Origin of the sequence: Leptolyngbya sp. AN10 (assembly GCF_050565645.1) — a bacterium.
Taxonomy (GTDB): domain Bacteria; phylum Cyanobacteriota; class Cyanobacteriia; order Leptolyngbyales; family Leptolyngbyaceae; genus Leptolyngbya.
This window is the reverse complement of record NZ_JBNXVP010000004.1, coordinates 312036-338636: the sequence shown is the minus strand read 5'-3', so window position 1 is coordinate 338636 and position 26601 is coordinate 312036. Positions and strand designations below refer to the sequence as shown.

General features: G+C 46.0%; 25 protein-coding genes. 5 read left to right on the top strand and 20 right to left on the bottom strand.

Annotated elements, in window-relative coordinates; all coding sequences use genetic code 11:
* Window positions 1-404: 404 nt before the first annotated feature.
* From ACQ4M5_RS08215 to ACQ4M5_RS08120, 20 genes are all read right to left on the bottom strand, one after another.
* Window positions 405-2786, bottom strand: a complete 2382-nt coding sequence (locus ACQ4M5_RS08215) for a phosphoketolase family protein (RefSeq protein ID WP_430675092.1) — start codon at window positions 2784-2786, stop codon at window positions 405-407.
* Between the two features lie 89 nt (window positions 2787-2875).
* Entirely contained in the window at window positions 2876-4735 is a 1860-nt protein-coding gene (gene glgP / locus ACQ4M5_RS08210) for an alpha-glucan family phosphorylase (RefSeq protein WP_430675091.1), read from the bottom strand.
* Window positions 4732-5421 carry a class I SAM-dependent methyltransferase gene (locus ACQ4M5_RS08205; RefSeq protein WP_430675090.1) on the bottom strand — a complete coding sequence of 230 codons (690 nt, stop codon included), beginning with the start codon at window positions 5419-5421 and terminating at the stop codon, window positions 4732-4734. Before ACQ4M5_RS08205 ends, glgP begins: the two co-directional genes overlap by 4 nt.
* A gap of 35 nt (window positions 5422-5456) precedes the next feature.
* Window positions 5457-6680, bottom strand: a complete 1224-nt coding sequence (locus tag ACQ4M5_RS08200) for an HhoA/HhoB/HtrA family serine endopeptidase (protein ID WP_430675089.1) — start codon at window positions 6678-6680, stop codon at window positions 5457-5459.
* 39 nt (window positions 6681-6719) lie between these two features.
* On the bottom strand, window positions 6720-7856 hold the full coding sequence (gene cfa / locus ACQ4M5_RS08195; RefSeq protein WP_430675088.1) for a cyclopropane fatty acyl phospholipid synthase: 1137 nt from the start codon (window positions 7854-7856) through the stop codon (window positions 6720-6722).
* Window positions 7857-7973: 117 nt separating this feature from the next.
* Window positions 7974-9224, bottom strand: a complete 1251-nt coding sequence (locus ACQ4M5_RS08190) for a hypothetical protein (protein ID WP_430675087.1) — start codon at window positions 9222-9224, stop codon at window positions 7974-7976.
* Between the two features lie 127 nt (window positions 9225-9351).
* Window positions 9352-9861, bottom strand: coding sequence for a universal stress protein (locus tag ACQ4M5_RS08185; protein ID WP_430675086.1), 510 nt, complete (start codon window positions 9859-9861; stop codon window positions 9352-9354).
* A gap of 35 nt (window positions 9862-9896) precedes the next feature.
* Window positions 9897-10427 carry a universal stress protein gene (locus ACQ4M5_RS08180; RefSeq protein WP_430675085.1) on the bottom strand — a complete coding sequence of 177 codons (531 nt, stop codon included), beginning with the start codon at window positions 10425-10427 and terminating at the stop codon, window positions 9897-9899.
* Window positions 10428-10448: 21 nt separating this feature from the next.
* The gene (locus ACQ4M5_RS08175; RefSeq protein WP_017292198.1) at window positions 10449-10967 is read right to left on the bottom strand and encodes a DUF1269 domain-containing protein; all 519 of its coding nucleotides are present in this window, start codon (window positions 10965-10967) and stop codon (window positions 10449-10451) included.
* A gap of 39 nt (window positions 10968-11006) precedes the next feature.
* Window positions 11007-11321: a DUF5676 family membrane protein gene (locus tag ACQ4M5_RS08170; protein WP_430675084.1), complete on the bottom strand. Its 315-nt coding sequence runs from the start codon at window positions 11319-11321 to the stop codon at window positions 11007-11009.
* Window positions 11322-11357: 36 nt separating this feature from the next.
* On the bottom strand, window positions 11358-12011 hold the full coding sequence (locus ACQ4M5_RS08165) for a methyltransferase family protein (protein ID WP_430675083.1): 654 nt from the start codon (window positions 12009-12011) through the stop codon (window positions 11358-11360).
* Between the two features lie 56 nt (window positions 12012-12067).
* Window positions 12068-12322: a DUF2933 domain-containing protein gene (locus ACQ4M5_RS08160; protein ID WP_430675082.1), complete on the bottom strand. Its 255-nt coding sequence runs from the start codon at window positions 12320-12322 to the stop codon at window positions 12068-12070.
* Window positions 12323-12383: 61 nt separating this feature from the next.
* Window positions 12384-14582: a heavy metal translocating P-type ATPase gene (locus ACQ4M5_RS08155; RefSeq protein ID WP_430675081.1), complete on the bottom strand. Its 2199-nt coding sequence runs from the start codon at window positions 14580-14582 to the stop codon at window positions 12384-12386.
* Between the two features lie 134 nt (window positions 14583-14716).
* A complete protein-coding gene (locus ACQ4M5_RS08150) occupies window positions 14717-14914 on the bottom strand; it encodes a YHS domain-containing protein (protein ID WP_430675080.1) in 198 nt (65 codons plus the stop codon).
* A 210-nt stretch (window positions 14915-15124) separates the two neighbouring features.
* Window positions 15125-15811 carry a DUF305 domain-containing protein gene (locus tag ACQ4M5_RS08145; RefSeq protein WP_430675079.1) on the bottom strand — a complete coding sequence of 229 codons (687 nt, stop codon included), beginning with the start codon at window positions 15809-15811 and terminating at the stop codon, window positions 15125-15127.
* Window positions 15812-15949: 138 nt separating this feature from the next.
* Entirely contained in the window at window positions 15950-16480 is a 531-nt protein-coding gene (locus ACQ4M5_RS08140; RefSeq protein WP_430675078.1) for a universal stress protein, read from the bottom strand.
* Between the two features lie 137 nt (window positions 16481-16617).
* Window positions 16618-19005: a response regulator gene (locus ACQ4M5_RS08135; RefSeq protein ID WP_430675077.1), complete on the bottom strand. Its 2388-nt coding sequence runs from the start codon at window positions 19003-19005 to the stop codon at window positions 16618-16620.
* A gap of 224 nt (window positions 19006-19229) precedes the next feature.
* Complete coding sequence (gene rppB, locus ACQ4M5_RS08130; protein ID WP_430675076.1) at window positions 19230-20636, bottom strand: two-component system sensor histidine kinase RppB; 1407 nt, start codon at window positions 20634-20636, stop codon at window positions 19230-19232.
* A gap of 471 nt (window positions 20637-21107) precedes the next feature.
* Window positions 21108-22460 carry a glutathione-disulfide reductase gene (gene gorA, locus ACQ4M5_RS08125; RefSeq protein WP_430675075.1) on the bottom strand — a complete coding sequence of 451 codons (1353 nt, stop codon included), beginning with the start codon at window positions 22458-22460 and terminating at the stop codon, window positions 21108-21110.
* A 202-nt stretch (window positions 22461-22662) separates the two neighbouring features.
* Window positions 22663-23889, bottom strand: coding sequence for a DUF305 domain-containing protein (locus ACQ4M5_RS08120; protein ID WP_430675074.1), 1227 nt, complete (start codon window positions 23887-23889; stop codon window positions 22663-22665).
* Here ACQ4M5_RS08120 and ACQ4M5_RS08115 point away from each other — a divergent pair.
* The 5 genes from ACQ4M5_RS08115 (at window position 23881) to ACQ4M5_RS08095 (ending at window position 26531) form a co-directional block, all read left to right on the top strand.
* Window positions 23881-24084, top strand: a complete 204-nt coding sequence (locus ACQ4M5_RS08115) for a hypothetical protein (RefSeq protein ID WP_430675073.1) — start codon at window positions 23881-23883, stop codon at window positions 24082-24084. The two genes, ACQ4M5_RS08120 and ACQ4M5_RS08115, sit on opposite strands and share 9 nt — an antisense overlap.
* Window positions 24085-24714: 630 nt before the next feature.
* Window positions 24715-24990 carry a thioredoxin family protein gene (locus tag ACQ4M5_RS08110; RefSeq protein ID WP_430675072.1) on the top strand — a complete coding sequence of 92 codons (276 nt, stop codon included), beginning with the start codon at window positions 24715-24717 and terminating at the stop codon, window positions 24988-24990.
* A 52-nt stretch (window positions 24991-25042) separates the two neighbouring features.
* Complete coding sequence (locus ACQ4M5_RS08105) at window positions 25043-25495, top strand: heavy metal-responsive transcriptional regulator (RefSeq protein WP_430675071.1); 453 nt, start codon at window positions 25043-25045, stop codon at window positions 25493-25495.
* 310 nt (window positions 25496-25805) lie between these two features.
* The gene (locus ACQ4M5_RS08100) at window positions 25806-26180 is read left to right on the top strand and encodes a four-helix bundle copper-binding protein (RefSeq protein ID WP_430675070.1); all 375 of its coding nucleotides are present in this window, start codon (window positions 25806-25808) and stop codon (window positions 26178-26180) included.
* A gap of 18 nt (window positions 26181-26198) precedes the next feature.
* The gene (locus ACQ4M5_RS08095) at window positions 26199-26531 is read left to right on the top strand and encodes a four-helix bundle copper-binding protein (RefSeq protein WP_430675069.1); all 333 of its coding nucleotides are present in this window, start codon (window positions 26199-26201) and stop codon (window positions 26529-26531) included.
* Window positions 26532-26601: the final 70 nt, after the last annotated feature.

Genomic DNA, 26601 nt, shown 5'->3' with positions numbered 1-26601 from the left:
CGCAGAATCGTTTTCAACGGTTACTCCTAACAATTGGATCATAATCCTGACAATCAATGGCTTTCTCAGTCATTGTGGTTGTCGGATGAACGCTGCATCGGAGGTAATAGTTGTGGCTAAAATACCGACAATGACGACACGGGACTTTGGAACGGCATTTCAAGTCAAGTGCAGCTTGATGTATCTGTTTAGGTATGAGGACATAAATTGAAATCGCGATCGCTGAGAGGATGACAAAACCAGCCGGAATCAGCAGACTTGGATCTGGGGCAGAGGATGTTACCGCCCCACGATCGCCTGGAGAAGGGGAATGAGATGGCAGTGTTACTAGCAATTTTGGTTCCATGACTTCATTTTGCTCCCTATTCACTTCCAAACAGGTTTATCTCCAAAATAGTGATCAATTAGTGCTGCCATTTCCAGTTGCGGATTTCAGGCATATCCTCTCCATATTGAGTGATGTACTGTCTATGTTCAATCAGCTTGTCGCGGATGAATTGCTGAGTATAGGCGGCTGTGTAACCCAGTTTGGGCACTCGATCAATGACATCAAGAACGAGATGAAAGCGGTCTAAATCATTGAGTACCACCATATCGAACGGAGTGGTTGTGGTTCCTTCTTCCTTGTATCCCCGCACATGAAGATTTTTATGATTGGTGCGACGGTAGGTCAAGCGGTGGATGAGCCAGGGATAGCCGTGATAGGCAAACACGATAGGTTTGTCAGTTGTGAAGATGGTGTCAAATTCTTTATGGCTTAATCCATGAGGATGTTCCTCCTCAGGTTGAAGTTTCATCAGATCTACCACATTCACAACCCGCACTTTTAAGTCGGGAAAGTGTTGACGTAACAGATCAACGGCTGCCAATGTTTCAAGGGTTGGCACATCTCCGGCACATCCCATCACGACATCAGGTTCACTACCTCGGTCATTGCTCGCCCATTCCCAGATGCCAATGCCAGCAGTGCAGTGTTTAATTGCGGCATCCATATCTAGCCACTGTAGCTCTGGTTGTTTTCCGGCAATAATCAGATTGACATAGTGACGACTTCGTAAACAATGGTCAGTCACTGAAAGAAGCGTGTTCGTGTCTGGAGGTAGATAAACTCGAATGACATCTGCTTTTTTGTTAACCACATGATCGATAAAGCCCGGATCTTGATGGGAAAATCCATTGTGGTCTTGTCGCCAAACATGGGAGGTTAGCAGATAGTTCAGAGACGCGATCTGTCTGCGCCAAGGAATATGACGAGTGACTTTCAACCATTTAGCGTGTTGATTGAACATCGAATCGATGATGTGGATGAATGCCTCATAGCAAGAGAAAAATCCGTGGCGACCCGTCAACAGATATCCTTCTAGCCAGCCCTGGCACATCTGCTCACTCAGAACTTCTATCACTCGACCGTCCGGAGAAAGATGGTCATCAGTCGGCAAAATTTCAGCCGTAGAAACGCGATCGGTCACTTCCAGGATTGCATTCCATCGATTTGAGTTGTTTTCATCGGGACTCATAACTCGAAAATTCTGGCGATCGAGGTTGAGTTTCATCACATCGCGCAAGAACTGTCCCATGATTCGAGTTGATTCTGCTGTTGTTGTGCCAGGGTTTGGAACTTCAACGGCGTAGTCTCGGAAGTTCGGCAATTTCAGATCTTTGAGCAGCAATCCCCCATTGGCATGAGGATTAGCCCCCATTCGACGATCGCCTTGAGGCGCAAGTTCTGCCAGTTCCTCAATCAGTTTGCCAGTCTGGTCAAATAGTTTTTCAGGTTGATAGCTTCGCAGCCAGTCTTCTAGAAGTTTGAGATGCTCAGGTTGACTTGCCAACTCAGCCAAAGGAACTTGATGCGATCGGAACGTATTTTCGACAGGAACGCCATCGACTATCTTAGGACCTGTCCAGCCTTTGGGGGTGCGTAGAATTAACATGGGATGGCAAGGACGTTTAGAGAAGCCATTGATGCGGGCATCCTGCTGAATCGTTTTGATTTCGGCAACGATCGTATCCAGCGTCCCTGCTAACAGTTGATGTACCGTTTCAGGATCATCTCCCTCCACAAAATAGGGTTTATAGCCATATCCCACAAATAGAGCCTCTAGTTCCTCCTGGTCGAGCCGCGCCAGAATCGTTGGATTGGCGATCTTGTAGCCATTCAAGTGCAAGATCGGTAGAACTGCGCCATCACGGGCTGGATTGAGGAACTTGTTAGAATGCCAACTGGTTGCCAGTGCTCCTGTTTCAGCTTCACCGTCTCCCACAACACAGCAAACCAGCAAATCAGGATTATCAAACGCAGCACCATAAGCATGAAGCAAGGCATAGCCCAGTTCACCACCCTCGTGAATAGAGCCAGGTGTTTCAGGAGCAACATGGCTGGGAATGCCTCCAGGAAAGGAGAACTGCTTAAACAGTAGTTTCATTCCCTCAAGGTCTTGAGAAATGTTGGGGTAGAATTCGCTATAAGTACCTTCTAGGTAGGTATTGGCAACCAAACCAGGACCGCCATGCCCCGGACCTGCAACGTAGATGACGTTTAAATCATGGCGTTTGATCAATCGATTGAAATGCACATAAATTAGATTCAGTCCAGGCGTTGTTCCCCAATGTCCCAGGAGTCTGGGTTTAACGTGTTCCAATTTGAGCGGTTCACGCAAGAGCGGATTATCGAGAAGATAGATTTGTCCAACTGAAAGATAGTTCGCTGCTTGCCAGTAAGCCTGCATTTTACGCAGTTCTTCTGCGGTAAGGGAAGCGGTCTGTTTTACAGGAATGACTGTCATAATTTATTGAGAGTAATAAACGACTGTGATGAAGATGAAAGCAGTTGTCTGGAGGAATGGTCTAGCTCAACTAGAGTGTTTCAGCCATTTCACGATAGATAGGCATTCGTGACGTATTGTTGTACCATTCGGTGCGTGTTAAAAAACGAAGCATTCAAAGCGATCGAATGCCGCATTACATCTACCCAGCGTTCACGTTCTCGATAAAATAGTGGCACAATGACGTTCTTCAATTTTTGATACAAGTCCTCTGCATCCTCACGATTCAAGTCTTCTGAGGGATTGATTGCTGACCCTTTTGCACCAATTGACCAACCTGTGATTCCCTCGATGTGCCCTTCGATCCACCAGCCGTCGAGAATACTAAAGCTTGGAACACCATTATGAGCAGCTTTCATGCCAGACGTTCCAGAAGCTTCGAGCGGTCTTTGCGGTGTGTTGAGCCAAAGATCAACGCCAGATACCAGGAATTTAGCGAGATCCATATCGTAGTTTTCTAGAAAAACCACTGGGATGCGATCGCGCAGTTGACGCGAAACGTCGAAGATATGTTGAATTAACTCTTTACCTGCTTTGTCTTTAGGGTGGGCTTTCCCAGCAAATACAAACTGTAAGGAACCTACCTCTTGAGCAACGTCTAACAATCGATCGAGATTAGAGAAAACTAAATCTGCCCGTTTGTACTGAGTTGCGCGACGGGCAAAGCCAATCGTGAGAGTATCTGGGGATAATGAATTATCTGTGTGTTGTTGAATATAGTCCAGTAGTTGTGCTTTCGCCGTTCGGTGGGCAGTCCAGATATCAGGTTGGGGAATGTTGATCGCGTGTCTCAGCATGGATGGATCATTGCTCCAGCCCGGAATATAGCGATCGTAGAGCGCTCGAAAACTATCGCACGTCCATGTCCAAGAGTGAACGCCGTTCGTAATATGGTGAATCGGATAGCCAGGGAACATGGCTTGCGAGACTTCTTCATGCCGCTTTGCGACTCCGTTTACGTAATGACTCAGATTGAGTCCCAGTAAGGTCATATTCAGTCGATCGCGTCCTCCCAACATTTGCAGTACCTCGAATGGCACCAATTGACCCAATTCATGCTGGACTAAACCATAGTCAAACTGGTCGTGCCCTGCGGGGACAGGGGTATGCGTCGTGAAGACACACTGGTTGCGGATGCTGCTAAAATCCCAAGTTTCACTGGCTTGTCCATTCCGTTCCCTCAACATTGCAATGACCAGTAAACTAGCGTGTCCTTCATTCATGTGAAATCGTTCAATGCCTGTGTAGCCCAGCGTCTGAAGCATCTTGATTCCACCGACTCCTAGAACAACTTCTTGAGCCAGTCGATAGCGTTCATCTCCACCATAAAGAAAATCTGTCAATCCTCGATCGTCGTTGGTGTTGCCTTCCACATCGGTATCAAGCAAGATTAGGGGAACGCTGTAACCATTGAGTCCTACAATGTCATACTGCCAAGCTCGAACATTGACGCTGCGTTGCTCAAGCTTGATCGAGACCACTTCAGGCAACAGGCGAAGGAAGCGACCGGGGTTCCAACTCACTGGACGTTCTTGCTGCTCCCCCCACGCGGTTAATGCCTGATCAAAATAACCTTTACGGTAAAGTAAGCTGACTCCAATCGCAGGAACCCGCAAATCAGCTAGAGATTTTAACGTATCGCCTGCCAAAACACCCAAGCCTCCACTATAGGTGGGCATCGTTGATCCGATCGCAACTTCCATTGAGAAGTAGGCAACTCGTCTGCTAGTTTTTGCCTCATTGATCTGAGCGGTCGTGAGCGTTGTAAGATAAAGGTCTGGATGCTCAAAGAATTTAGTTTGGCAGAACTCTGAGCAGAAATGAAGGGTGCGATCGCGGTAAGAAGCGGTTATTGCTTGTTCTGCTTGAACAGTCATGCCACAAACCGGATCTTTTAAAATAGCGTTCATCCTACGTTTCCTCTACTTGCTAGCGGAGCAGTGTAAACAAAACCTGTACAAGGCTTGCTTAATGAAGCGTTTCCCAGGTAATTCGGAATCGGAATCCATGTCATCCACTTTTCTTTGCTTGCAATTTCTCCGAGCGATTGATTCATAAAGTCACTGAGTAAAGTTGAAAGCACCGAAGTTTCTGATGTAGGGGACTTGAGATCTAGAATGATCCATCGTTTTCCGGGCGCGAGTGCTGCACAACCATCCCCAACAATTTGCTCAAATTGGTAAAGTAACGGGATGACAAAGGTTGAGAAAATTCCATCAACCTGATTTGGAAAACGGAACAAACCACTTCTGCTATCAACTAGTTCAACATTCGACCAATCTTCAGTTTGTACTCGCTGCCATGCTTGTTTTAACATCACGGTGGCACTTTCCACATCAATTATTTTTCCTTGAGATCCTACAGCTTCTTGAAATAGAGGAAAGTTCAAACCTGTACCACACCCTAAATCAACAACTGTGTCTCCGAGTTTTAGCGAAAGCACCTGAGCCGCTTGCCGGCGGTATACCCAACTCTCGATCGCGATATTGCTACGTAATTGTGCAGTAACATCGTCATAAGCAAGATGTGCTTGATAAAGCTGAATTAATTCTTTCTGAACGCTGATGGTGTCTCCCTCTTGCTCAACTAACTTCATTGTGTGACCTCCAGCTAGAAAAGTTGTGAGTTACATTACTCATTGGTTGCGTCACGTAAATTCCCAACCCGAATGGATAGAGCAAGCGTTTGATCGCCCCGACGAGCTTTGACCCGTAAGGTTTGACCAACCTGGCTTTTTGCTAGCACTTGCTGTATTTGTTCTGCCTTAGTAATGGGCTGTCCATTCAGTTCAACAAAAACATCTCCAGGGCGTACTCCTGCTGTTGCTGCTGGTGCGTTTGGCTGTACTTGTATAACTAGTACTCCAGCAACCTCTGGTATTTGAAACGGTAGATCCGATCGTCGATTGTTCATTTGAGCAATTTCTGGTGTGATGGTTGCCATCTGAACTCCCAGATAGGGATGCGGAACACTTTTTCCATCGGCAAGGAGCGGTTGAACAGCTTTTACGGTATTGATAGGAATTGCAAATCCGATTCCTTGTGCATCAGAGCGAATCGCAGTATTGATTCCAATGACTTCTCCGGCTTTATTGAGCAAGGGACCACCAGAATTTCCCGGATTAATTGCAGCATCGGTTTGAATAAAATCTAATCGTTTTTCTGGAATGCCAACCTGATTGCTCGATCGACTCAAATTGCTGACGATTCCCAGGGTTACGGTGTTGTTTAAACCAAGTGGGTTGCCGACCGCGATCGCCCAGTCTCCAACCTCTACTTGATCAGAACTTCCTAATGGCACAACGGGTAACTCTTGACCTTTTGGATCGATTTTGACGACTGCTAAATCCATCAACTCATCTGTGCCTTGCACTGTTCCTTGAAAAGTTCGCCCATCAATCAAGGTTACAGTGACTTTATCTGCGCCTTTGACGACATGAGCATTGGTCAGAAGAATGCCATTACGATCGACAATAAATCCAGAGCCAATGCCCCGTCGTAATTCCCGTTGCTGAGGCATTGGAGCATTCTCCATGCCAAAAAAGCGGCGCAGAATCGGATTCTCTAACGCTGGATCTTGCGATAGCTGGATCACTTGTTCTGTATCGATGCGAACAACGGCTGGTTCTACTTTTTTGGCTGCTACCGCAACAAAATCGCCATCTCCGCCTCTACCCATGACATTGAGCCGATGGTTGATAGCAGTCATGTTAGGAGATTGAGCAGTAGATTGTGCAGAATTACTAGGATTGGAAATTGACGATCGCTGACTGACAACTGCAACCCCAGCACCAACTAAACCCGCTAATCCGTAACCTAGAATTTGCGACCAAGCAAATCGTGATTGTTTTGTCATCGTCTAACTCTCCTAGCGAAAGAATCGTAAACGCACTCGTCAACGTACTGATTGATATCCGCCTAATACACCATGTTTAGAAAAGACAATCTGCCAAAGGTGAATATTTCTCGTTCTAAAAGAGCCTGCCATTGAACACAGGTAATACCGCCACATTCTGTAGAAGCGATCGCTATAGTTGGATCGAATTTTCTCCCAGTGTTTTTCAAAATTGTTGAGCCAAGCCATTAACGTAAGATCATAATCGCGACCAAAGTTATGCCAATCTTCAACAACAAATAAGCCCTCGGCTGCGGTTGAAATTTGCGCGGCTGATGGCAACATTCCATTGGGAAAGATATACTTGTTAACCCAGATCTCTCCGTAATTATCACTTTCAGCATTACCAATAGTATGTAATAAGAACAAGCCATCATGATGGAGACAGCGCTCAACTATCTCCATAAAAAGCCGATAATTTTTATAGCCCACGTGTTCAAACATTCCGACCGAGGCGATGCGATCAAACTTACCATCAAATTCCCGATAGTCTTGCAAAAGGAACTTGACGGGCAAGCCTTCACATAATGCTTGTCCTAGTTTTATTTGTTCTGCCGAAACAGTTAAGCCGACGCAAGAAACACCATATTTCTCGGCTGCATATTTCATTAAGCTGCCCCAACCACACCCAATATCTAAAAGGGTCATGCCTCTCTCTAATTGAAGCTTGCGACAAATCAAGTCTAGCTTGGCTTCCTGGGCTACATCTAAATCGCTTGCATCTTTCCAATATCCACAACTATACGTAAGTCGCGGATCTAGCATTGCTTGATAAAGGTCATTTCCCAAATCATAGTGATGTTGACCTACTTGAAAGCTTCTGGAACGACTTTGCAGGTTCCATAACTTAGATTTGGCAACCTCTAATAGATTAGTCAAATTTTTATTAATTGAATGGTGATGCAATCTCGCTCTTAATATTCGGTAGAAAAATTCATCTAGCTGAACACAGTCCCACCATCCATCCATGTACGATTCGCCTAACCCTAGAGAGCCATACTTCACAACTCGCTGATAGAGTAATTCATTGTGAACTTGTAGATCCCAAGGACGATCGCCATTGATTTTTACGTCTACAGTTGATAAAACATCTTGAATATAACCCTGAAGTTGATTTTTAGCTGCTAGTAAAACCATTGCTAAATCTCCTAACTGCGCTGGAAGAAAGTTCTTCCTGTAAACTAGCGATGAATTACGAAGAAATCATGAGATTTACCTACAAAAATGATCGCTCTCCTACTTTTAGTCGTCGTGTTAACAACCTCTACGATGATGAGAACTACTGCGTTGATCGCTAGAAAACGGTGAGCAGTACTCCATATCTTCAACGGGTTGGAATGATCCCACTAACAGTTTTCGTTTGAACTCTCCGCCTCTAGAAACTGCTTCGGCTGAGATTTCTAATGTGAATTCTTGGAACGTGCGAAGATGGCGATTTGCGATCGTGACTGGATGTTTCACAACATAGATGGGTGCCCAAGGACAGCAGTAGTAGTGTCCTAAGCGATCTCCAAACCGATCGGTGGCATAGTCAATATCGTGTTGTTCTAAAGCCCCATTGATGTCTGCTTGAATCGCCAATGTTTTTTCTGGTTCGGGATCGTACTTCCAGATTAGTGCGATCGCCGCCTCAGTATCACTTGGACGATTTGGATCATCTCGAACCACAGGATCAGTTAAACACCAACGATCAAAGCCTGCCTCTTCGGGAAGTGGTAAACGAGAAGTCTGTCCAGAAAATGCTTTTTTACTGGCTTGAGTGGAATACCTACGATCTAGCAGTTGCGGCATTGCTAAAATTTGCCCAAGCTGATAGTACTGCTCCAATGCTGTTCTAGCGTGTTGCTCAACTTTTTCATGCACAACTTGAGCAAGCTTGGGTGCCCAGAGTTGCTCGGCATATTCTGCTTCAATCGTGGCGCTGGCTAACAGTTGGTGAATTTGGTTCAGAGCGGTTTCATGTTCAGAGGCGATCGTATCCGATTCAAACCCTGCGATCTCTGCCTCAGTATGAGTTCGGATCAGTTTCGTCGCACTAATCATGCCATCCAAATGTGAATTTGGACAGGGCTTTTCTTCTCCCCAGACTGGTAGATCGGCGGGGAGTGGAACATCGAGCCGATAGGTGGGATTGTTACTTGCTTGGTGTGCCCGACTTAACCATTTTCCAACCTGGTTATAAAAGTTAAGTGCTTGTTCTGCGGTCATTGGTGGAACATATCCGATCGTCGCGGGGTCAGCACGATAGTCCGCTTGCAAAAGCTGATCCCCCACACTTTGCAACACAAACGCATTCCAAGCGCAAAGAAATTGTGTCTGAGTTGCCGTATCGAACTGCCAGGGATTTAAGCCCTGAATTTTGAGCGATAAGCGATGGTCTTCAACTTGCTTCAGGAGATCGTAAACGGCATTGCCTGCACGCTGATAGGCTTCAAGAGTGTCGGCAGGAACCTCTCCTTGGATTAAAGCAAGGAATCTATTTAAAAATCGCGGTTGTTCTGCCATTTTTACTTAAACTATTTAGTAAAATGAATGACTCATTGAGATGAAAAGATCAAAGCCAGAAGAATGATGACAGCAATTAAGAAAACTGCTGCCAAAAGGAGAAATGCAAGAACGCTGGACAACGCTTCTAAACTTTTGCGGGAACAGATCTCGCTCGAATTGGCGATTGATCAGCCAACACAGAACAGGGAGCATTTTGAATCACATAACTGCTGACACTGCCAAGCAATGCTTTCTCCCAACCTGAAAGCCCGCGCTGACCAATCACAATCAGATCCGCCTCCCAATTCCGGGCTTCTTCGCAGATTGTCTGACTTGGTTTTCCACTCGGTTGAGCAAACTCAGCTTGAACCCCCTCGGTTGTCGCTATCTGTACGAGCGATCGCAATCGTTCTAAGCATTTCTGAGAATATTGCTCCCATCCAATTTGTCCATGTTCTGTGGCTTCATCATCAGTGCCTGGATAGTAGTAAGTGCCTAACAGTCCTGATGTATCTGGGCAACCTTCTTCGTCTGGACATAGAACGTGCAAGACTTTCAGATTTGCACCTGTTGCCTTTGCAAGTGCTAAAGCGGTTTCAAAAACGTGCCGACCTGCTTTTGACATCTCGATCGCAACGAGAATTCTACTAAACATAGATTCCTCCTATCGTCTAAAGTGCGTTTCTAATGCTAATGATGATGGACTTGAGCAATGTGAGGTGCTTCAGGAGTAGATTGTAAAAGGGGCTGAACCGTTAGAACCGAGCAGGGTGCATGGTGAATCACATAGTTGCTCACACTTCCTAAAATCATTTCCTTCCATCCCGAAAGCCCGCGTCGTCCAATGATAATTAAGTCTGCTTGCCAATTTCGGGCAACGTCGCAAATCACATGACCTGGATCGCCAAAGCTTTGTGTGATCTCTGTTTTGACTCCTGCTTGGGTCGCGATCGCTTGCTGAGATCGGAGCAATTCCAAGCCGTGCTGGTTGACTGCTTCTACTTCTTGTTCATAGCGTTCCAGAATGGTTTGGTTTGCTTCTTGATAAATGCTATCAACCATAGGATAAACAGGCGGATCTGGATAGCCTGAATAGAAAGGAGACGCAACATTCAGCAACATCAACTGAGCATCGATTGGTTTTGCAATTGTGATTGCTTTTTCCATCAATTGCTCACCCAGATCGAGCTGGTCGATCGCAACAAGAATTTTGTAAAACATAATCACCTCTTGAATCTAAAGTTATCGATCGCTAGAAGCTTCTTGGAGAGCTTGATGAGACTTTGCTAATGCTGCCTGCAATTCCGCTTCATCATGCTTTGAGAGTGAAGTCCGGATTACTTTTCCTTCAAACTTGCTCAAGTCTTCCAGAACTTTGTCCGGAGTAGATTTCCGTACCAGAATGAATAGAGCAGAGGTTCCAGGTTCGATTGTCTCGCCGATTTCACGAATAAAGTTGTCATCGATCCCAATGTCGGTCAGTGCCCCAGAAATTGCTCCAACGGTTGCTCCAAGTGCCCAGCCTAACAAAGGGTTGAAAAACAGAAATCCGAATAGGAGTCCCCAGAAGCCACCGCTCAACACCCCAGAAGCCACAAGTTCTTGAGTTTGTTTGATCTTGACTTTGCCTTGTTGATTTCTCACCACAACAGCAGCATCTTCTAGATCAATCAAGTATTCGAGTTCGAGTTTTCGCAGATCAATGAGAACTTCATCTGCTTTGAATTCATCTTTAAAGCCAATCACGATTAAATCACTCATGGGTCTTCCTATTCGTTGTGCATCGTGTTTTTAAGCGAACTATCTGGTTGAGAATGAATTGTAGAAGCGGGCTACGAGGGCAGCATATAACGCAGGCGCGATCGACCAAAACAGCAGACCCGCCACAAAGCTTCCGAAGTTCACCGTTCGCATGATTCCGCTTAGATCAGCGTGCAGAATATAGCTAAAAAATCGCATTGCTGCTTGGGGAGCCAGCGCAATGAAGAGAATGCAGAGCAGATAGGCAAGACCTGTAGCAACTCCGACAGCAAATGCTAGCGATCGAACTCTCAGTCTTGTACTCGTGTTACGAGTGAGATGGCGTTCTTCATGGTCATACGTGGGCATTGTCATATCAACCTCCCATAGTGTTAAACTATCATGCAAAAACTATGATGTCGTGCGACTTCTAGAGCTTCCCCAGCGTGGGAAAAAGCCTGATGTATTTGCCATATAACGGCTGTATTCGTCTCCAAATTCTGCGCGTGCTTCTCGCTCTTCTTGCCGTGCTAGTCGGACATACATTACCACTAAAATGGGAAACATGATGAGCGTGATGATGGTGGGCCATTGAATTAAGAAGCCCAGCATAATTGTGATGAACGCCACATACTGCGGATGGCGAATCACTGCATAAGGACCTGATGTGGCTAATGTATGGCTGCGCTGGGCTTTGTAGAGAACTTCCCAAGCCGATCCCAACACAATTAAGCCGCCCACAATGAAAATATTACTGAGCCAGTGAATCGGATTGAGGTGAGGATCACCCTTCATACCGAGAACTGTCCACCACAGATGTCCAGTGTCATGACCGAGCAAATTCATTCCTGGAAATCGATTTTGCAGCCAACCCGACAGCAGGTAAATCGTGAGCGGAATCCCGTACATCTCTGTGAATAGCGCAACAATGAAGGCAGAAAATGCTCCAAACGATCGCCAATCACGCGCAGTTTTGGGCTTCGTGAAACTAAAGGCGAACACAATGAAAATGAGTGAATTGATTAGGACTAATCCCCATAGTCCATAAGCGGGCATCGTATTCATCAGGTGAACCTCATTGACAGTAAAGTTGAACAGAATGATTGCCTAGTAAATTGTGCTTAACGCGGTTGGTTATTGTTCCCTCCACCGTGTCCGCCATGTCCACCGCCATGCATGAATAGGTGCATAAACAAACAAATAAACAAAAGCGAGTACGGCAAAAAACCGATTAAATGGGCTGTGTGTTCTGTGATCAGAAAAAACACAATAACGCCGATCGTGACATACATAACAATCCGAATAAACGATCGGCTTGGGCTAATCTGTTGATTGCCGCGTGGGGCGTTAGAAGAATGATCATGTTGATGAGTCATTGCAGCCTCAGTAATTAAGAGAACAATAGATTAGGAACAAAACGGTGTTTCACGAAGCTTCTTAAGTTGTCGCGATCGAATGCTCATCAGGTTTGACCTTGAATCCTTTTAAGAGCGATGAATTGACGATGACCGACAGCGAACTAAGCGCCATCGCCGCTGCTGCAATAATTGGACTCAGAAAGCCAAAGGCAGCAATCGGAAGCCCGATCGTGTTGTAGATGAACGCCCAGAAGAGATTTTGTTTGATCTTCCGCAAGGTGGCGCGAGACAATCGAATCGATGCAACCACATCCCGGACATCGTTTTTGACGAGAATAATTCCACCCGTCTCTTTGGCAACATCTGCCCCTGATCCGATCGCAATCCCAATATCAGCCGTTGCCAGAGCCGGAGCATCATTAACTCCATCTCCGACCATTGCAACAACCTCACCTCGCTTCTGCATCTCTTTGACGACTTGGGCTTTATCACCTGGTAGCACTTCTGCAATTACGCGATCGATACCCAATTGCCGAGCGATCGCATCTGCCGTGCGCTGATTATCTCCGGTCAACATCACAACTTTTACTCGTTCTCGCTTCAAACCTGTGACTGCCTCGATCGCTTCTGGTTTCAGGGTATCTGCAACCGCAATGACACCCACTAATAAACCATTACAGCCAACCAGCATCGCCGTTTTGCCCTCGGTTTCGAGTTGAGTTAATAGATTTTCAACCGCAGAATTGATCGCATATCCTTGTTCTCGAAACAATCGCCGATTGCCTAAGACGACGCGATCGCCATTCACCTCACCCCGAATCCCATGTCCGGGAATGGCTTCAAAGTTTTTTACGCTAGGAAGGTCTAAGCGATTTTGTTTTGCAGCCCGCACGATCGCTTCACCTAATGGATGTTCTGATCCTGCTTCTACCGAAGCCGCTAATCGCAGGACTTCATCTCTAGGACGGTCTGTAAATGTTTCAACATTAGTGACACTCGGTTCCCCACGTGTCAAGGTGCCCGTCTTATCAAAAATCACCGTTGAGAGTTTTTGTGCTTGTTCCAGTACCTCACCCCCCCGAATCAAAATACCAGCTTCTGCACCCTTGCCTACACCAACCATCAACGCTGCTGGAGTTGCAACGCCCAATGCACAAGGGCATGAAATAATTAATACTGCGATGAATGCCAACAGAGCTTGTGGGAAATTTCCGACCAATAACCAACCAACAAAAGCAAGAACTGCAATAATGACAACAGCCGGAACAAAGTAGCCTGTCACTGTATCTGCCAAGCGCTGAACTTGTGCCGTACTGTTTTGGGCTTCTTCCACAAATTTGATAATCTGTGCGAGTGCCGTTTCTGACCCTACGCGAGTTGCCCGAAATCGAAATAATCCGGTTCGATTCAAGGTGCCACCAATGACCTCAGACCCTGGTGCCTTCTCGACTGGGATTGATTCTCCAGTCAGCATCGATTCATCGATCGAGGAATTGCCCTCAGTAACTATGCCATCCGTTGGAACTTTTTCGCCTGGACGCACAACAATGGTTTCCCCAACCATGACAGTTTCTGCGGGAATTTCCATCTCTACTCCATCTCGGATGACTCTAGCGATTGGTGCTTGCAAATCCAGTAGCTTTCGTACCGCCGCCGAAGAGTTTTTCTTAACGATTTCCTCCATGTATTTGCCTAATAGTACAAAGGCAATAATGATCGCAGAGACCTCAAAGTAAACCTCACGCTCTGCAACTCTGATAGGCAGAATGTTGGGAAAGAAGACAACAACAACACTGTAGATGTATGCCACTGTCGTTCCCAAAGCAATGAGAAAATCCATGTTAATGTGGCGTGTCCGAATCGCGTTCCACGATCCTACATAAAATGACCATCCACCGATAAATTGCACCGGGGTCGTCAGAAGAAACAGCCACACGCCCCAAGTAAACCAGGGAAGTGCCGGAATCGGAACCCAAGTGACTAGTGTGACTCCTGCGGCTAATCCCAGGAAAGCAGCCGCTCGCATAATGGCTAGTAGCACAACTCCGGTAAGTGCGATCGTCACCCGTCGTCGCATGGATTTCAGTTCGTGTTCCGGGTTCTCAAACGTATTCAGGCAACTCTGACTACAGAAGTAGTAGGTGCGCCCAGCCCGTTCAGTTTTAAGCGCGGTTGCCTTTTCAACGACCATTCCGCAAATGGGATCTTTCGCCATTTTGTCTGCGGTTAGGGTTTTCGTACCGCCATGTGAATGGCTGTGATGTCCGTGTGTGGTCATGCTCTAACAAACTCCTTATATCAAGGGGAAATTTAAAGAGGCAATTGATTAGATGTGAAGGTTCGGAACACGAAGCTTAGGGTTAGGCGTGGAAAGGGTTAAAACTCAAAGCAACAGGAAAGCGATCGAGCGTCTCATTCGCCGGATTCAGCTTCTTCCTTGAGTTGTGCGACAAAAATTTGCTGGCAGTGGGGGCTACAAAAATAGTAGGTTTGTCCCTCATACTCACCTTTGATGGCAGTCGCTTTCTGAACCGTCATGCCACAGATTGGATCAACCGCAGTCTTCCCGTCGTTTTGTTTCCGTCCAAAAAGCCCAGAAAATACAGACATAATCAATCTCCACGTTGTTTGTACTCTTCTTCAAATGTGTTGCACAGCGATCTATTTATCGGAGGGATCTGCCGTTGTGAGTGTAGGGATCGGGATGCGAGTTAACTCGTTTAGGGGGTTGAGGGTCAATTATGTTCACCACAGCGACACCAAGCAACACGCCAAAACTAGCAGCAACAACCCCCAGAATTAGCTTTGTCCACATCACGCTTACCTTGTTTGAGATTGGCGACTAGCATTGGGATACCAAGCTTGATACCACTGGCGCATTTGATTGATTTCAGCCGTTTGGCTTTGAATGATTGATTGAGCCAGGTTTCTCATCTCAGGGCGATTTGTCCCGTTGAGCAACATTTGAGACATCATTACTGCCATTTGGTGATGCGGAATCATCTCGCGGATAAAGGCTTGATCAAAGTCAGGGGCAGTTCTCAGAGTCTCCAACTGCATCTCAGTGTCCGCCATCATGCCTGAGTGCGTAGACATATTTCCCATGCCTTGTCCGTGCCCCATCATGCCCATATTTCCCATCGACATTTTAGGGACTTCGGTTCCATACCATTGCTTGTACCACGTCCGCATTTGCTGAATTTCACGGGTCTGATCTTGCTTGATCGTTTCAGCCAACCTCTTGATGTCTGGGCGCTTGGCACGAGTCAAGGCTAAATCTGCCATTGCGATCGCGCTTTCATGATGCGGGATCATCATCTGAATAAAATGCTGATCCATCTGCCCCATCATCATCCGTGGCTGAGAAGGATTCGTGCGCGTAGCAGGACGTTGAGCAAGCATCGAGTTTTGGGGATCGGCTTGTGCGTTACTCATGATGACAAGTCCAACAATCGCACTACTAGCTAATAAACCTGCTAGACCATAAGTTAATGTTTTTCGACTCATAATTTCTCTCCTTTCCTTCAAGTAGAAGGGGATGAAGACAACAGGCGTGAATTGAAGAGATAGCATCCTGATATCTTTTATCAATACGCTAAACCTTACAGTTCACTGGAGGGACAAGTCTTTGCAATCAATCTTTACTTAGGGAGATAGCTCTGTGGCTTGAAGCGGTTCTGCGTGAACATTCTTCTGCACAATAGATTGCACCGTTAGAACATTACAGGGCGCATGATGAATCACATAGTTACTCACACTACCCAACACTAACTCTCGCAAGATTGATAATCTCCGCCGTCCAATCACCACTAAATCAGCGCCCCACTCCCGTGCATTCGCACAAATGCAAGCACCAGGACCGCCCAAACACTGAATGTATTCGGTTGGAACTCCGGCTGCGGTTGCAGTGGTTGTTCGCGATTTCAACATCTCAATCCCCTGGTGTTCATAGGCTTGCCATTGCTGGTCAAATTGCTTTATCGCTGAGTCCATTCCCTCCGAGTTATAGTTCAAACTCGTATGTCCAACCACGATCGGATAGTCTTCTTCCTCAAATGATAGAACGTGCAGTAACAGCAAGCTGGCGTGATCCGATTTCGCCAAATCTAGAGCCGCTTGGAACACCTGATTACTAACTTCTGACTTATCTAAAGCCACCAGAATTTTTTGAAACATAGGCTCAACCTCTTCTGAGAGAGCGCTGAATTTCCTTACACTCCTGAAGATAGTGAGAAAATCCGAGAAAGTTATGAGGAACCTGGCAAAACCGCATTCGGTGCAATAACTTGTTACAGAAACAAGTTGCGTTTGCGTCAGGTTGAATGAATGGTTCCGGGAGTGCCAGCCGAAAAAATACAGTCACAGCCTGCCAATTTGGACTGATGGAGAGCAGTTTGCGCCGCACGATTCAAAGCGTCCAAGTCATCTCCATCGTCGGGGTATTGGGCAACACCAGCACTAAATGTCACTCGAAATGGACTGCCGTTGCTAGATGTGAATAAATGTTGCCGAAGCGTTTTCAATACTTCAGAAAGCTGCTCGATTCCTTGAGCTTTTGTCACGCCATAAAGCACAATTACAAACTCTCCACTTCCCCAACGGGCAACGATCGATCGCTGGTTAAACGTTTGTCGAAGCATCTGCCCGAATTGGCGCAAGACAGCATCGCCAGCCATCTGACTGTGGACATCGTTCACTTGCTTGAAGCGATCGAGATCTAGAATCGCGAAACACAACGGTTGCTGATTCTGATTTGCCAGCCGCAGAAATCCCTGAATGGCTCGGATGGATTGTGGACGATTTGCAACCCAAGTTAGCGGGTCAATTTCTGCCCGACTTTGCAACAGCTTGATGCGCTCCAACCGCTTGATAATGCGGGTCACGAGTTCTGCACCCTCGATCGGTTTACTGACAAAATCGTCCGCTCCTACAGCAAGGACTTGATTCACCGTAGTAGTGTCAGTATGAGCCGTTAAGAAAATGACGGGCAACCCACTCCAATCTGGGTCATTCCGAACCGTTCGACACAAATCAATCCCGCTAATATTCGGCATTCGGACATCTAGAAGTAACAAGTCTGGATGGGCTGCTTCTAATGTTTGCCAAAAGCGTTCTGGCTCACTCAATGTCAGGACTCGAAATCCCCACGGCTCCAGGAATGTTTGCAGTGCAACCAAAATTTGAGGATCATCATCGACTGCTAAAACGGTGATTCCCGCAGATGCCGGTAGTGTTGCTCGTTGAAATGCATCAATTCGCTGCACCTCAATGGCAGTTTCTAAAACCTGTGCTGGTGTCGTTGGCTTATGCAGAAACGCTTTAGCGCCCAACCGTGCTGCGTCTAATCGATCGGTCAGTTGATGTTGTGCTGTCCATACCAAAACTGGGATTGAAGGGGATTGACGGCTTAATTCAGCCAGCCACGTCAAACTCTCTTGAATCGAGTGTGACACAGTTGGATCAAGGACAATCACAGCGGGAGCATCTTGCTCCACCAGGGTTTGAGCTACCGTTAAATTACGTGCGATCGCTCCTCGGAATCCCCAATTTCCAGCTTCATGAACGACTTGTTCTGCTGTGATTGGATCGCGATCGACAATCAGTAACAAAGGGCAATTTTCTTCGCGTTCTAACCCGGAATCCTCTGAGTCGCTTTCCTCTCTTGGTGTATTAATTTCTTGACGCAAGGCTGCAACTAATTGACACAGGCAAGCAATCTCGTTCTGCTGAAGCGATGCTCCGACTTGCAGCATTTGCTCAATTTGTTGGGCGAGCCGAGATCCTTCTGAAAATCCAAAGGTTCCGAGAGCGCCAAACAAGGTATGTGCTTCTCGAACCGCCTGCTGTTGTAGCGTTTCGTCCAGGGATTGGTTTGCGATCGCTTTTGTCGCTCGATCCAACAGCGCCAGTTGTTCTTCGACCTTTCCTCGAAACCGATTCCAAACCTGGGTCAGTGATGCCAGCATTTGTTGAGGAGTCTCTGGGGACGAACTCAGTTCACCTTCCAACGCTTGAGACGCTGGCTGATTCTTCAGCGGGTTAAGACGGTATCCAATCCCATAGACGGTTTCAATGAAATCATTCGCTGCGCCTGCATTTTTCAGCTTTTGTCGTAATCCGCGAATATGCGCTCGAATGGCATCATCGCTAGGTGCTTCTCCAGCCGTCCATAAATGATCCAAGATGACGTTATAGCTGAAAACTCGCTGCGGATTGCGGAGAAATAATTCTAGCAGCGCATATTCTTTGGGAGTCAGTAATAAAGCGTGACCCGCGTAACTCACTTCTCCTGTTGCAGGACTGAGGCGTAAGTCACCCCATGTCAGAACTGGCGATGCAACATTTCCCCGGCGCAATAATGCCCGAATCCGCGCCAAAAACTCCTGTGGATTAAACGGTTTAACAAGGTAGTCATCGGCTCCCGCATCAAGTCCTGCTGCTTTGTCTTGGCTACTATCACAACCTGTTAACAGGAGAATGGGCATTTTATACCCTCGCGATCGCAGCCGACGACAAAGGCTGATTCCATCTAAGCGAGGCAATAAAACATCTAGTATCAATAAGTCATACTCATACACCTCAACGAGTTGCCAAGCGGTTTCTCCATCCGGGGCAATTTCAACAATATAATTTTGACTAGTCAGCAATAGACTCAGGGAACTGGCAACCGCTTGATCATCTTCTACAATTAAGATTTTCATGGCTGACCTCAGAAAATAGAAAGGATTGTTCTTTCTAAGAAAAAACGGCTCTCATTTCCAAGCTCTCAAAAAAAAATGAAATCAGCATGAAATCGAGGATTCAAGAAATAAATTGGAACAAATCAAAGAAAGCTAAGGATTGTAATTCCATTCTAATTTCATAGTTGACGAGTAGAATTATCGGTGAGAATCCAAGCAAGGTTTGACATTACTTTGTCTGGGTCTCACACCATTTTCGAGTCTGTGGTTTTCCATCTGAAAGTTACAGGCTTTTTATTGCTGGATAGGTGATGTGTGTTTTGCAGTGGGAGGCGAACGGTGAATGTGCTACCTTTGCCGACAGTACTTTCCACCTCAATTTTGCCATCATGAGCTTTTGCGATCGCTTGAGCGATTGCCAGTCCTAAGCCTGATCCACCCGTCTGCCGAGAGCGATCGCTGTTGACTCGATAAAACCGATCAAAAATTCGAGCTTGATCCTTGGGCGCAATCCCAATTCCCGTATCGCGAATTTGAATCACAGCCTGATGCTCATCTTTCTCTAAGGTCACAATCACTTGACCGCCAGGAGGAGTATAGTGCAAGGCATTTGTGATTAAATTTGAAAATAAACGAATCAGTTGATTCTCATCGCCCATCACATAAAGTTGTTCTGAAACTCGAATTTGAACACTCAATTGAATCGGGGCTGCGATATTTAATGTTGATAGATCTTCAACCAAATCACTAATGAGATCATTTAAACAACACAAGCGTGTTTGAGAAAATAGTGTTTTTTGATCCATTCGAGAAAGTAGCAACAAGTCTTGAACGAGTTGGGCTAATCGATCTGACTGACGATTCAAGATTGACAGCAAATTTTGCGTTTCTTGTTCTGATATCGGTTGGCTATCTTGAGCCGTCTCAACGGTGGCTCGCAGCGTTGCGATCGGGGTTCGTAGTTCGTGGGCAGCATCAGCAGTAAACTGCTGCATTCTTGCATACGAATCATACACAGGCTTCATTGCCAGTCCCGCTAACCACCAGCTTGCGATCGCAATGATCAAAACAACTCCTGGAAACCCAAAGAGAAATAAGATCCGAAGCATCGCTAAGTGTTCGTCGTATTCCCGCAGCGATCGTCCAATTTGCAGATAACCCCACGGCTGTCCTGTCGAGGTTTTTAGCGTTAATGAATATTGATGATAGCGTTGTGATTCGTGATCGCGAATCACTTGCCATGTTTGAATATTCCCCGGCGAATTGGATTGACCTGGAGATGCTCCAGCCGTTGCTAATAAACGACCCGACAGATCAAGAAAACGAATATAGTAACCGCCATTCTGAACAATACCGAGAATGTGGCGATCGCCATCCGAAGCCGTTGAGCAAGCTGTATCAACTTGACACAACCCAGGTAGGACTTGTTCAACCATTGGCTCTAATTTTCCGGGTTGTTTCAGCTTTGGCTCTAAACTGTCATGAAGCGTTCCAGAAATAGACTCTAGCTCTCGATCGACGGCTTGCCAATGAGCATATGCCACCATCTGATACGTTATAAAGCTAGAAGTACCCAAAATTAAGCCTAGAATGACAGCATACCAGCCTGCCATTTTTGCGCGAGTCCGGTTAAATAAGCTACTGTGGCGCATGAGGCAAATTTAGGCAATAGCCCACTCCATGGACGGTTTCAATCAGAGTAAAGTAAATAGCTGAAGTAGTGGAATAACACCGACTTCGAGACCGAACACTCGAATCATTGCATTATTATACCGCTATAATCCAAGTGTTAGTGCGATGGTTCCATGATTGTTACACTATACTGATGCCGACGATCGGCATCAGTATAATTTGCCTTCAAGCTAAATGAGTAATTCAGCGATCTCTCTGCGTGAAAGACTTGCTAAGCCAATAAAGCGCCGTGATGTAAGTGGCATCCGCGATCAAAGCTAGTCCACAGAATCGCCATGTTTGAGCAGCAGATTGACTAGACGGTGCATAAGGGAACATTTGTAGCATTTTCTAAACAAAGCTTAGGTGGAAATGCGGCTCCGAGGGGCAGCAACAAAAGCCCTCTAGAACGTAGTTGGGTCATAAGCATTACTCACGGTTCGGTCAATCTGCTACAACTTTTCACGCATTGTGAAAAACTCCTCCCCTAGCGAAGGATGAATCCCGATCGCTTGATCAAAATGCTTTTTGGTGACTCCAGCTTTCATCGCAGGCGCAATCATTTGAATAATCTCACTCGCATACTCACCCACCATATGAGCGCCTAAAATCCGGTCAGTCTGCTGATCGACCACAAGTTTGAGCAATGCTTCTTGCTTCGATTCTCCAATTAGATTAAACAGTGGTTGAAACGTTTTGCGGTAACATCGAACCGCATCTCCAAACTTCTCGCGGGCTTGTGTTTCGCTAAGTCCGATCGTTGCTGCTTCGGGTTTTGTCGAAACAACAGCAGGAATATTCTCATAGTTCACAGCACAAAGCTGATCACCAAATTCTGTATCAGCAAATGCCCGACCGGACGCGATTGCAGCGGGAGTCCAATGCGGACGAAGCGTACAATCTCCGATTGCGAAAATGTTTGGTTGCGAAGTGCGGCTGTACTCATCAACTGCGATCGCACCTTGATCAAGGTCAACATTGATTTGCTCTAGATTCAATCCATCCAAATTCGGGGTACGATTCTCAATCCAAGCAACCGTTGTTGTAGAAATTTCATCTACGGCTTCACTAGAAACACTAATTTTGATGCAGGACTGTTCGCGCTCAAGTTGTTGTACTTGCGATCGACACAAGATTTGAACTCCAAGCTGGGAAAGTTGAGTTTGAATAGTCGAGCGCAAATCATCGTCATAGCCTGGAAGAATTTGAGTTTCCGGCGTAATCAGCGTGACTTTAGGGATCAAAGCGTTCATGATACCTGCGGCTTTCACAGCGATATGATTGCTGCCTACGATCGCTAGATGATCCGGTCGAGCATTCAGTTCTAACAGTTCGCGAGTTGTGATTGCATTCTCAATTCCAGGAAGATTCGGTTTAACCGCCCTTCCACCCACCGCAATCAGAATCTTATTTGCTGTAACTCGACGATCGCCAATTTCTAACGTATAAGCATCTAAAAAACGAGCTTGTCCATTGATCAGTTCCGCCTTTGCTTTTGTTAAATGCTCGATGTGAACTTGGCTTAGATGCTCAATGTGCTGCTCTTTGGCTTTCATAAACTGAGACCAATCGAACTGGGTGGAGACGTTACCCCAACCATAGTCGTCAGCATTCTGAAAGAATTGCAAAAAGCTGGCAGCATAGGTCATCAGTTTTTCAGGAATGCAGCCATGAACCACACAGGTTCCACCCACTTGATCGCATTCCACGATCGCCACCTTAGCGCCATAGCTAGCGGCTCGCTCTGATGCCGCTAGACCACCCGGACCCGCTCCAATCGCAATTAAGTCATAGTCATAATTCATAGAATTCAATCATTCCATCATGAAGAGAACAATTGCTACTAATCTTCAGTTTCTAACATCAGCATGAAACGCAGATGAAATGGCTCTGTATCCATAGGACGAGATTGAAAGGTTCTAGGCAAAGTAAAACGAACTTTAACGCAAGCCTTAGAAACTAATACCTGCGTTAAAGCGAGATCAGCAGAAATTGCAAGACGATTGTTTAGGCAGAGACAAGTTTGAAGTTATCTAGCAGCACGGCAGAGTCAAACAACGGATCGCCAACATTCGCAACGCCAATTCCTAACGTATAGGTACCAGATTGGGTGATTCCAGCTGAGAAGGTTTGATACCCGGTTTCATTCGAGAACATGGTTCTCGAAGAGTTAGAAGCTGAGTTAGGATCGGCTGCGGTGAGTGCTAACGGTTCGAGCGTGACGAAAAGGAAGTCTATGCTAGGATCAACCAGGGTTGAATCTAACTCATTGGTCAGGAAATTCCAATCAAACGACACAGTGTCTCCTGCTTTTGCATCAAAGGTAAGTTTGATTGCGGAGCCTTGATCAATGTTGCCGTCGCCAAGATTATTCAACACGCTTGAATCTACGCCTAGAAACGATGCGAGTTCTGAAGGAGAAGCGGTTTCTCGCTCAGTGGTCAGAAGCGCCTGAAAGATGCCGTCCGTTGGGAAGACTCCGTAATCTAAAGGTTGAATTTCAGCTTTTCCAACTGTTGACCAACCTGTAAAATCTCCGTTCTCAAAACTACCGTTCGGAATTGAGGAATCGTTGTAGTTTTCTAGTCCACCCATTGCAGGCATCATCATGTCCACGGAGGTTTGATAGCGATCGCGTAACCACTGCCGCATCTGATCGGATTCACTCTGCTGAGTTGAAGCAATGTTACTACACAGATCTTTTAACTCGGCGTGTCCTGCCCGTTCAGTACAAGGAACTGCATCACTGATGCCCGCCTCATGGTGCATGGTCATTTGACGCATAAAGTCGATTTCAAACTCGGCACCTTCCATACGAGACATTTCTCGGATCATGCGTTCTTCGCCAAAGTTGAGATCAGGACTGTAGTTGAAACCGTACCAATCTCTGAGCCAAGTCTGCATTTGCGATCGCTCTTCCGTTTGGGTATCAACAATCCCTTGCGCGAGGGACCTCAAATCGTCATTCACTGCCTTATCGACTGCGAGTTCTGCCATCTCGATCGCCATTGTGTGATGATCGATCGTCTCTTGCAAGTAGCGCACATCAAACCGGGCTGCTGAGTCGTTCGGTGCAACCGTTGAGGCAGCGCGAGGATCGGCTGAGCTTGGAGTATGGCTTTGTAATGTAGAATTCGCAGTAGTTAGTGGGTCAAGCGTCAAAGAATTCAAGGAAGAAACCTTTGTCGAGAGCGGAATATCCGTTAGACTTGATGCGCTATTGCTATGAAACATGCACTTTCTCTTGAAGATTTAAAGTTTGTAGAATATGAGAAGCAAGATTGGAAGTGGAACAAGCTGAACTATCGTCATTGTTCAACCCGTCGTCTTGCAGATTTTCAGTTTAGTAAGCAATCAGCTATTCGATTTACGGCTGTCGCTTGTGTTGCTCTAAGCTCATCGCTGCTATATTATCTACTGCTCTTGTAATATTCAATGAAGTACGTAAAAATGAAATTGGAATGAAATGTAAGTCTATCAAAAGTAGGAATGTTGCTGCTAAAAAATGCACTTAAACTAGCTTGGAGTGCCAAGAAACACAATTGTTTCTCTGAGATCTAGGAAAGCAAGCAGTCTGATTTCTAATTGCGTGGTCTTGATCGTGTAAAACAGTGATAGCGGTACATACAAAGTTTGTCTAATTAAAGCTATGGGAGCTAATCTAACAAAAATGTAGAGTATTCGAGCGAGTGAACCCCCGAATGCACCAAAATGAAGCGATTTAAAGCTCTGTAAAATATAATCGCTCAAGACTAGCAATTGACTATCGTGAAGCTGCACAACTTCACCTCGATATTGCTCAGGAAGTTACATTTGTGCCCATAACGAGAAATTGTCCAATTCTCAGAGCTTTTCTTTACCCTTGCCTGTGAAACGAGAAATTCTCTAGAAGTCAAAACTGAAAGTAAAAGTTGCCCAAATGCCTGTGGGGTCAGAAGCTTCAAAAAAGACTGGCTCAAGTTTCTCCTTATACTTCGTTGGTGACAACACCTACCCCTTGACCTTGAAGTTAGGTACAAGGTTTAGACTAATTTTAGAGTTCGTAAGGAGAAGTTTGAGATGGCAAAGCGTATAGTCGAGGTCTTTACGGCTGGATGTCCTTTATGTGATGAAACCGTTAAGTTGGTTAGGGAGTTAGCCTGCCCGAACTGTGAAGTGCAGGTGTATGACCTGCGCGAGGGTTGCGCTACCAATGAGTGTCGTGAGAAAGCAAACCAGTATGGTATTCATCGCGTTCCTGCTGTTGTTGTGAATGGCAAGCTTGCTGAATGCTGCTCCAACCAACAGGCAGTGTCGCGCGAAGCACTCGTGACTGCTGGCGTTGGACAAGGATAGAGCAAGTATGGGGAAGGGTAGCTTCCTTCCCCATCAGAGCAAAGGAGACGGTATGAAAGTGAAAGAAGGATTGTTGATTGGTGAATTAGGTCAGCAAGTAAACCTCCCTACCCAAACCATTCGTTATTATGAACGCTTGGGCTTACTTGACCCACCTGAGCGAACACAGTCACGATATCGTGTTTATTCAGAACAAACTATAGAGCGTCTGCGGTTCATCCAAAAAGCTAAGCTCTTCGGGCTTTCCCTTGATGAAATTAAACAGCTAATTGAAATTAGGAATAGAGGTGTTTCTCCCTGTGCCAATCTCAAGGCAATGGTGAAGGAGCACCTCGACGAATTAGACAACCATATCCAGGAAATGCTTGCATTCCGTCAGGAATTAGCCAGTCGGTATGAGCAAATCAATGCCTTGCTTTTAGCCTCACCTGCTGCACACTCTGAGGCAAGCTTTAATGGCAGAATCTGTGGATTGATTGAGCGAGAAAAAGAGGATAAGACCTAGAATTGTACATTAATGAATAATTACTTTGATTTGCTGGAGAAGGTAGGAGAAAGTGAAAGCACAAAGTGTCCAATTTGGACAAGTTCTTCCTACAAGACATTTATGTTCGGTAAGTAATTAGATGTGCAGATTTTAGCGAATTGACAATGTGCTTCAACGAGGACATATCAAGATGAAATAAGGATGAAATGCTGCTCCTCCCAATGCCAGAGATTATCTGTCTATCGGTAGAGAGACGCGATCGTAAATTGCTTTCCCTACGGTTATGGCTGAGAGATGACTCTCGAACAATTTCACCCTGGAGAACTTTATGACTGTTCAACAATTGACTTTCAGCCAAACTAGCCCAGATATGCTGAAGTGCATCCAAGATTGCCTTGACTGCCACAGCATTTGTCTCAACACGGCAACCTATTGTTTACAAAAAGGTGGACATCACGCAGAACCCTCGCACATCAAGATTCTGATGGATTGCGCTCAAATCTGCCAAACTGCCGCAGACTTTATGCTAAGAGGATCAGAGTTGCATCGCGAAGTATGTGGTGTGTGTGCTGACGTGAATGAGCGTTGTGCAGATGATTGCGATCGACATAGCGATAACGGTAGTGATGCCCAAATGAAAGCTTGTGCAGAAACTTGCCGTCGCTGTCTAGAATCTTGTCGCAAGATGTCAGGCATGGCTTAATCATGGAGTAAAAGAACAATGCCCCATCAAGATTATCAATCAATTTTGGATGCCGCAATTCACTGTGCTTACGAATGTGAACACTGTGCAGATGCTTGTTTAGGTTCAATGCCCGACTGTGCGAGAGTTTGCACAGATTGCGCTCAAATTTGCTGGGCTTCAGCTTCCTATATGAGCCGTGGATCTCGCTTCATTCCTCAAGTTGTTCGCGCTTGCATTGAAATTTGTGATGCTTGTGCAGCCGAGTGTGAGAAATACCCAGACAATCCGCATTGCCAGAAGTGTGCCCAAGCTTGCCGTCAAGCTTCTGCGGAGTACAAGAAAGTGGCAAGTGTTGCAGGAATTGCATAGCACATTTTCCAGACTGTTCTACTCAAACAGGTTGCCTTTCGCTGATAGATAGGCAACTTTTTCCTAATAC

What these genes read in the sequence shown, in the direction of transcription:
- ACQ4M5_RS08215 (WP_430675092.1), bottom strand. Translation starts at nt 2,786, where the DNA reads ATGACAGTCATTCCTGTAAAACAGACCGCTTCCCTTACCGCAGAAGAA.
- glgP (WP_430675091.1), bottom strand. Translation starts at nt 4,735, where the DNA reads ATGAACGCTATTTTAAAAGATCCGGTTTGTGGCATGACTGTTCAAGCA.
- ACQ4M5_RS08205 (WP_430675090.1), bottom strand. Translation starts at nt 5,421, where the DNA reads ATGAAGTTAGTTGAGCAAGAGGGAGACACCATCAGCGTTCAGAAAGAA.
- ACQ4M5_RS08200 (WP_430675089.1), bottom strand. Translation starts at nt 6,680, where the DNA reads ATGACAAAACAATCACGATTTGCTTGGTCGCAAATTCTAGGTTACGGA.
- cfa (WP_430675088.1), bottom strand. Translation starts at nt 7,856, where the DNA reads ATGGTTTTACTAGCAGCTAAAAATCAACTTCAGGGTTATATTCAAGAT.
- ACQ4M5_RS08190 (WP_430675087.1), bottom strand. Translation starts at nt 9,224, where the DNA reads ATGGCAGAACAACCGCGATTTTTAAATAGATTCCTTGCTTTAATCCAA.
- ACQ4M5_RS08185 (WP_430675086.1), bottom strand. Translation starts at nt 9,861, where the DNA reads ATGTTTAGTAGAATTCTCGTTGCGATCGAGATGTCAAAAGCAGGTCGG.
- ACQ4M5_RS08180 (WP_430675085.1), bottom strand. Translation starts at nt 10,427, where the DNA reads ATGTTTTACAAAATTCTTGTTGCGATCGACCAGCTCGATCTGGGTGAG.
- ACQ4M5_RS08175 (WP_017292198.1), bottom strand. Translation starts at nt 10,967, where the DNA reads ATGAGTGATTTAATCGTGATTGGCTTTAAAGATGAATTCAAAGCAGAT.
- ACQ4M5_RS08170 (WP_430675084.1), bottom strand. Translation starts at nt 11,321, where the DNA reads ATGACAATGCCCACGTATGACCATGAAGAACGCCATCTCACTCGTAAC.
- ACQ4M5_RS08165 (WP_430675083.1), bottom strand. Translation starts at nt 12,011, where the DNA reads ATGAATACGATGCCCGCTTATGGACTATGGGGATTAGTCCTAATCAAT.
- ACQ4M5_RS08160 (WP_430675082.1), bottom strand. Translation starts at nt 12,322, where the DNA reads ATGACTCATCAACATGATCATTCTTCTAACGCCCCACGCGGCAATCAA.
- ACQ4M5_RS08155 (WP_430675081.1), bottom strand. Translation starts at nt 14,582, where the DNA reads ATGACCACACACGGACATCACAGCCATTCACATGGCGGTACGAAAACC.
- ACQ4M5_RS08150 (WP_430675080.1), bottom strand. Translation starts at nt 14,914, where the DNA reads ATGTCTGTATTTTCTGGGCTTTTTGGACGGAAACAAAACGACGGGAAG.
- ACQ4M5_RS08145 (WP_430675079.1), bottom strand. Translation starts at nt 15,811, where the DNA reads ATGAGTCGAAAAACATTAACTTATGGTCTAGCAGGTTTATTAGCTAGT.
- ACQ4M5_RS08140 (WP_430675078.1), bottom strand. Translation starts at nt 16,480, where the DNA reads ATGTTTCAAAAAATTCTGGTGGCTTTAGATAAGTCAGAAGTTAGTAAT.
- ACQ4M5_RS08135 (WP_430675077.1), bottom strand. Translation starts at nt 19,005, where the DNA reads ATGAAAATCTTAATTGTAGAAGATGATCAAGCGGTTGCCAGTTCCCTG.
- rppB (WP_430675076.1), bottom strand. Translation starts at nt 20,636, where the DNA reads ATGCGCCACAGTAGCTTATTTAACCGGACTCGCGCAAAAATGGCAGGC.
- gorA (WP_430675075.1), bottom strand. Translation starts at nt 22,460, where the DNA reads ATGAATTATGACTATGACTTAATTGCGATTGGAGCGGGTCCGGGTGGT.
- ACQ4M5_RS08115 (WP_430675073.1), top strand. Translation starts at nt 23,881, where the DNA reads ATGAAACATGCACTTTCTCTTGAAGATTTAAAGTTTGTAGAATATGAG.
- ACQ4M5_RS08120 (WP_430675074.1), bottom strand. Translation starts at nt 23,889, where the DNA reads ATGTTTCATAGCAATAGCGCATCAAGTCTAACGGATATTCCGCTCTCG.
- ACQ4M5_RS08110 (WP_430675072.1), top strand. Translation starts at nt 24,715, where the DNA reads ATGGCAAAGCGTATAGTCGAGGTCTTTACGGCTGGATGTCCTTTATGT.
- ACQ4M5_RS08105 (WP_430675071.1), top strand. Translation starts at nt 25,043, where the DNA reads ATGAAAGTGAAAGAAGGATTGTTGATTGGTGAATTAGGTCAGCAAGTA.
- ACQ4M5_RS08100 (WP_430675070.1), top strand. Translation starts at nt 25,806, where the DNA reads ATGACTGTTCAACAATTGACTTTCAGCCAAACTAGCCCAGATATGCTG.
- ACQ4M5_RS08095 (WP_430675069.1), top strand. Translation starts at nt 26,199, where the DNA reads ATGCCCCATCAAGATTATCAATCAATTTTGGATGCCGCAATTCACTGT.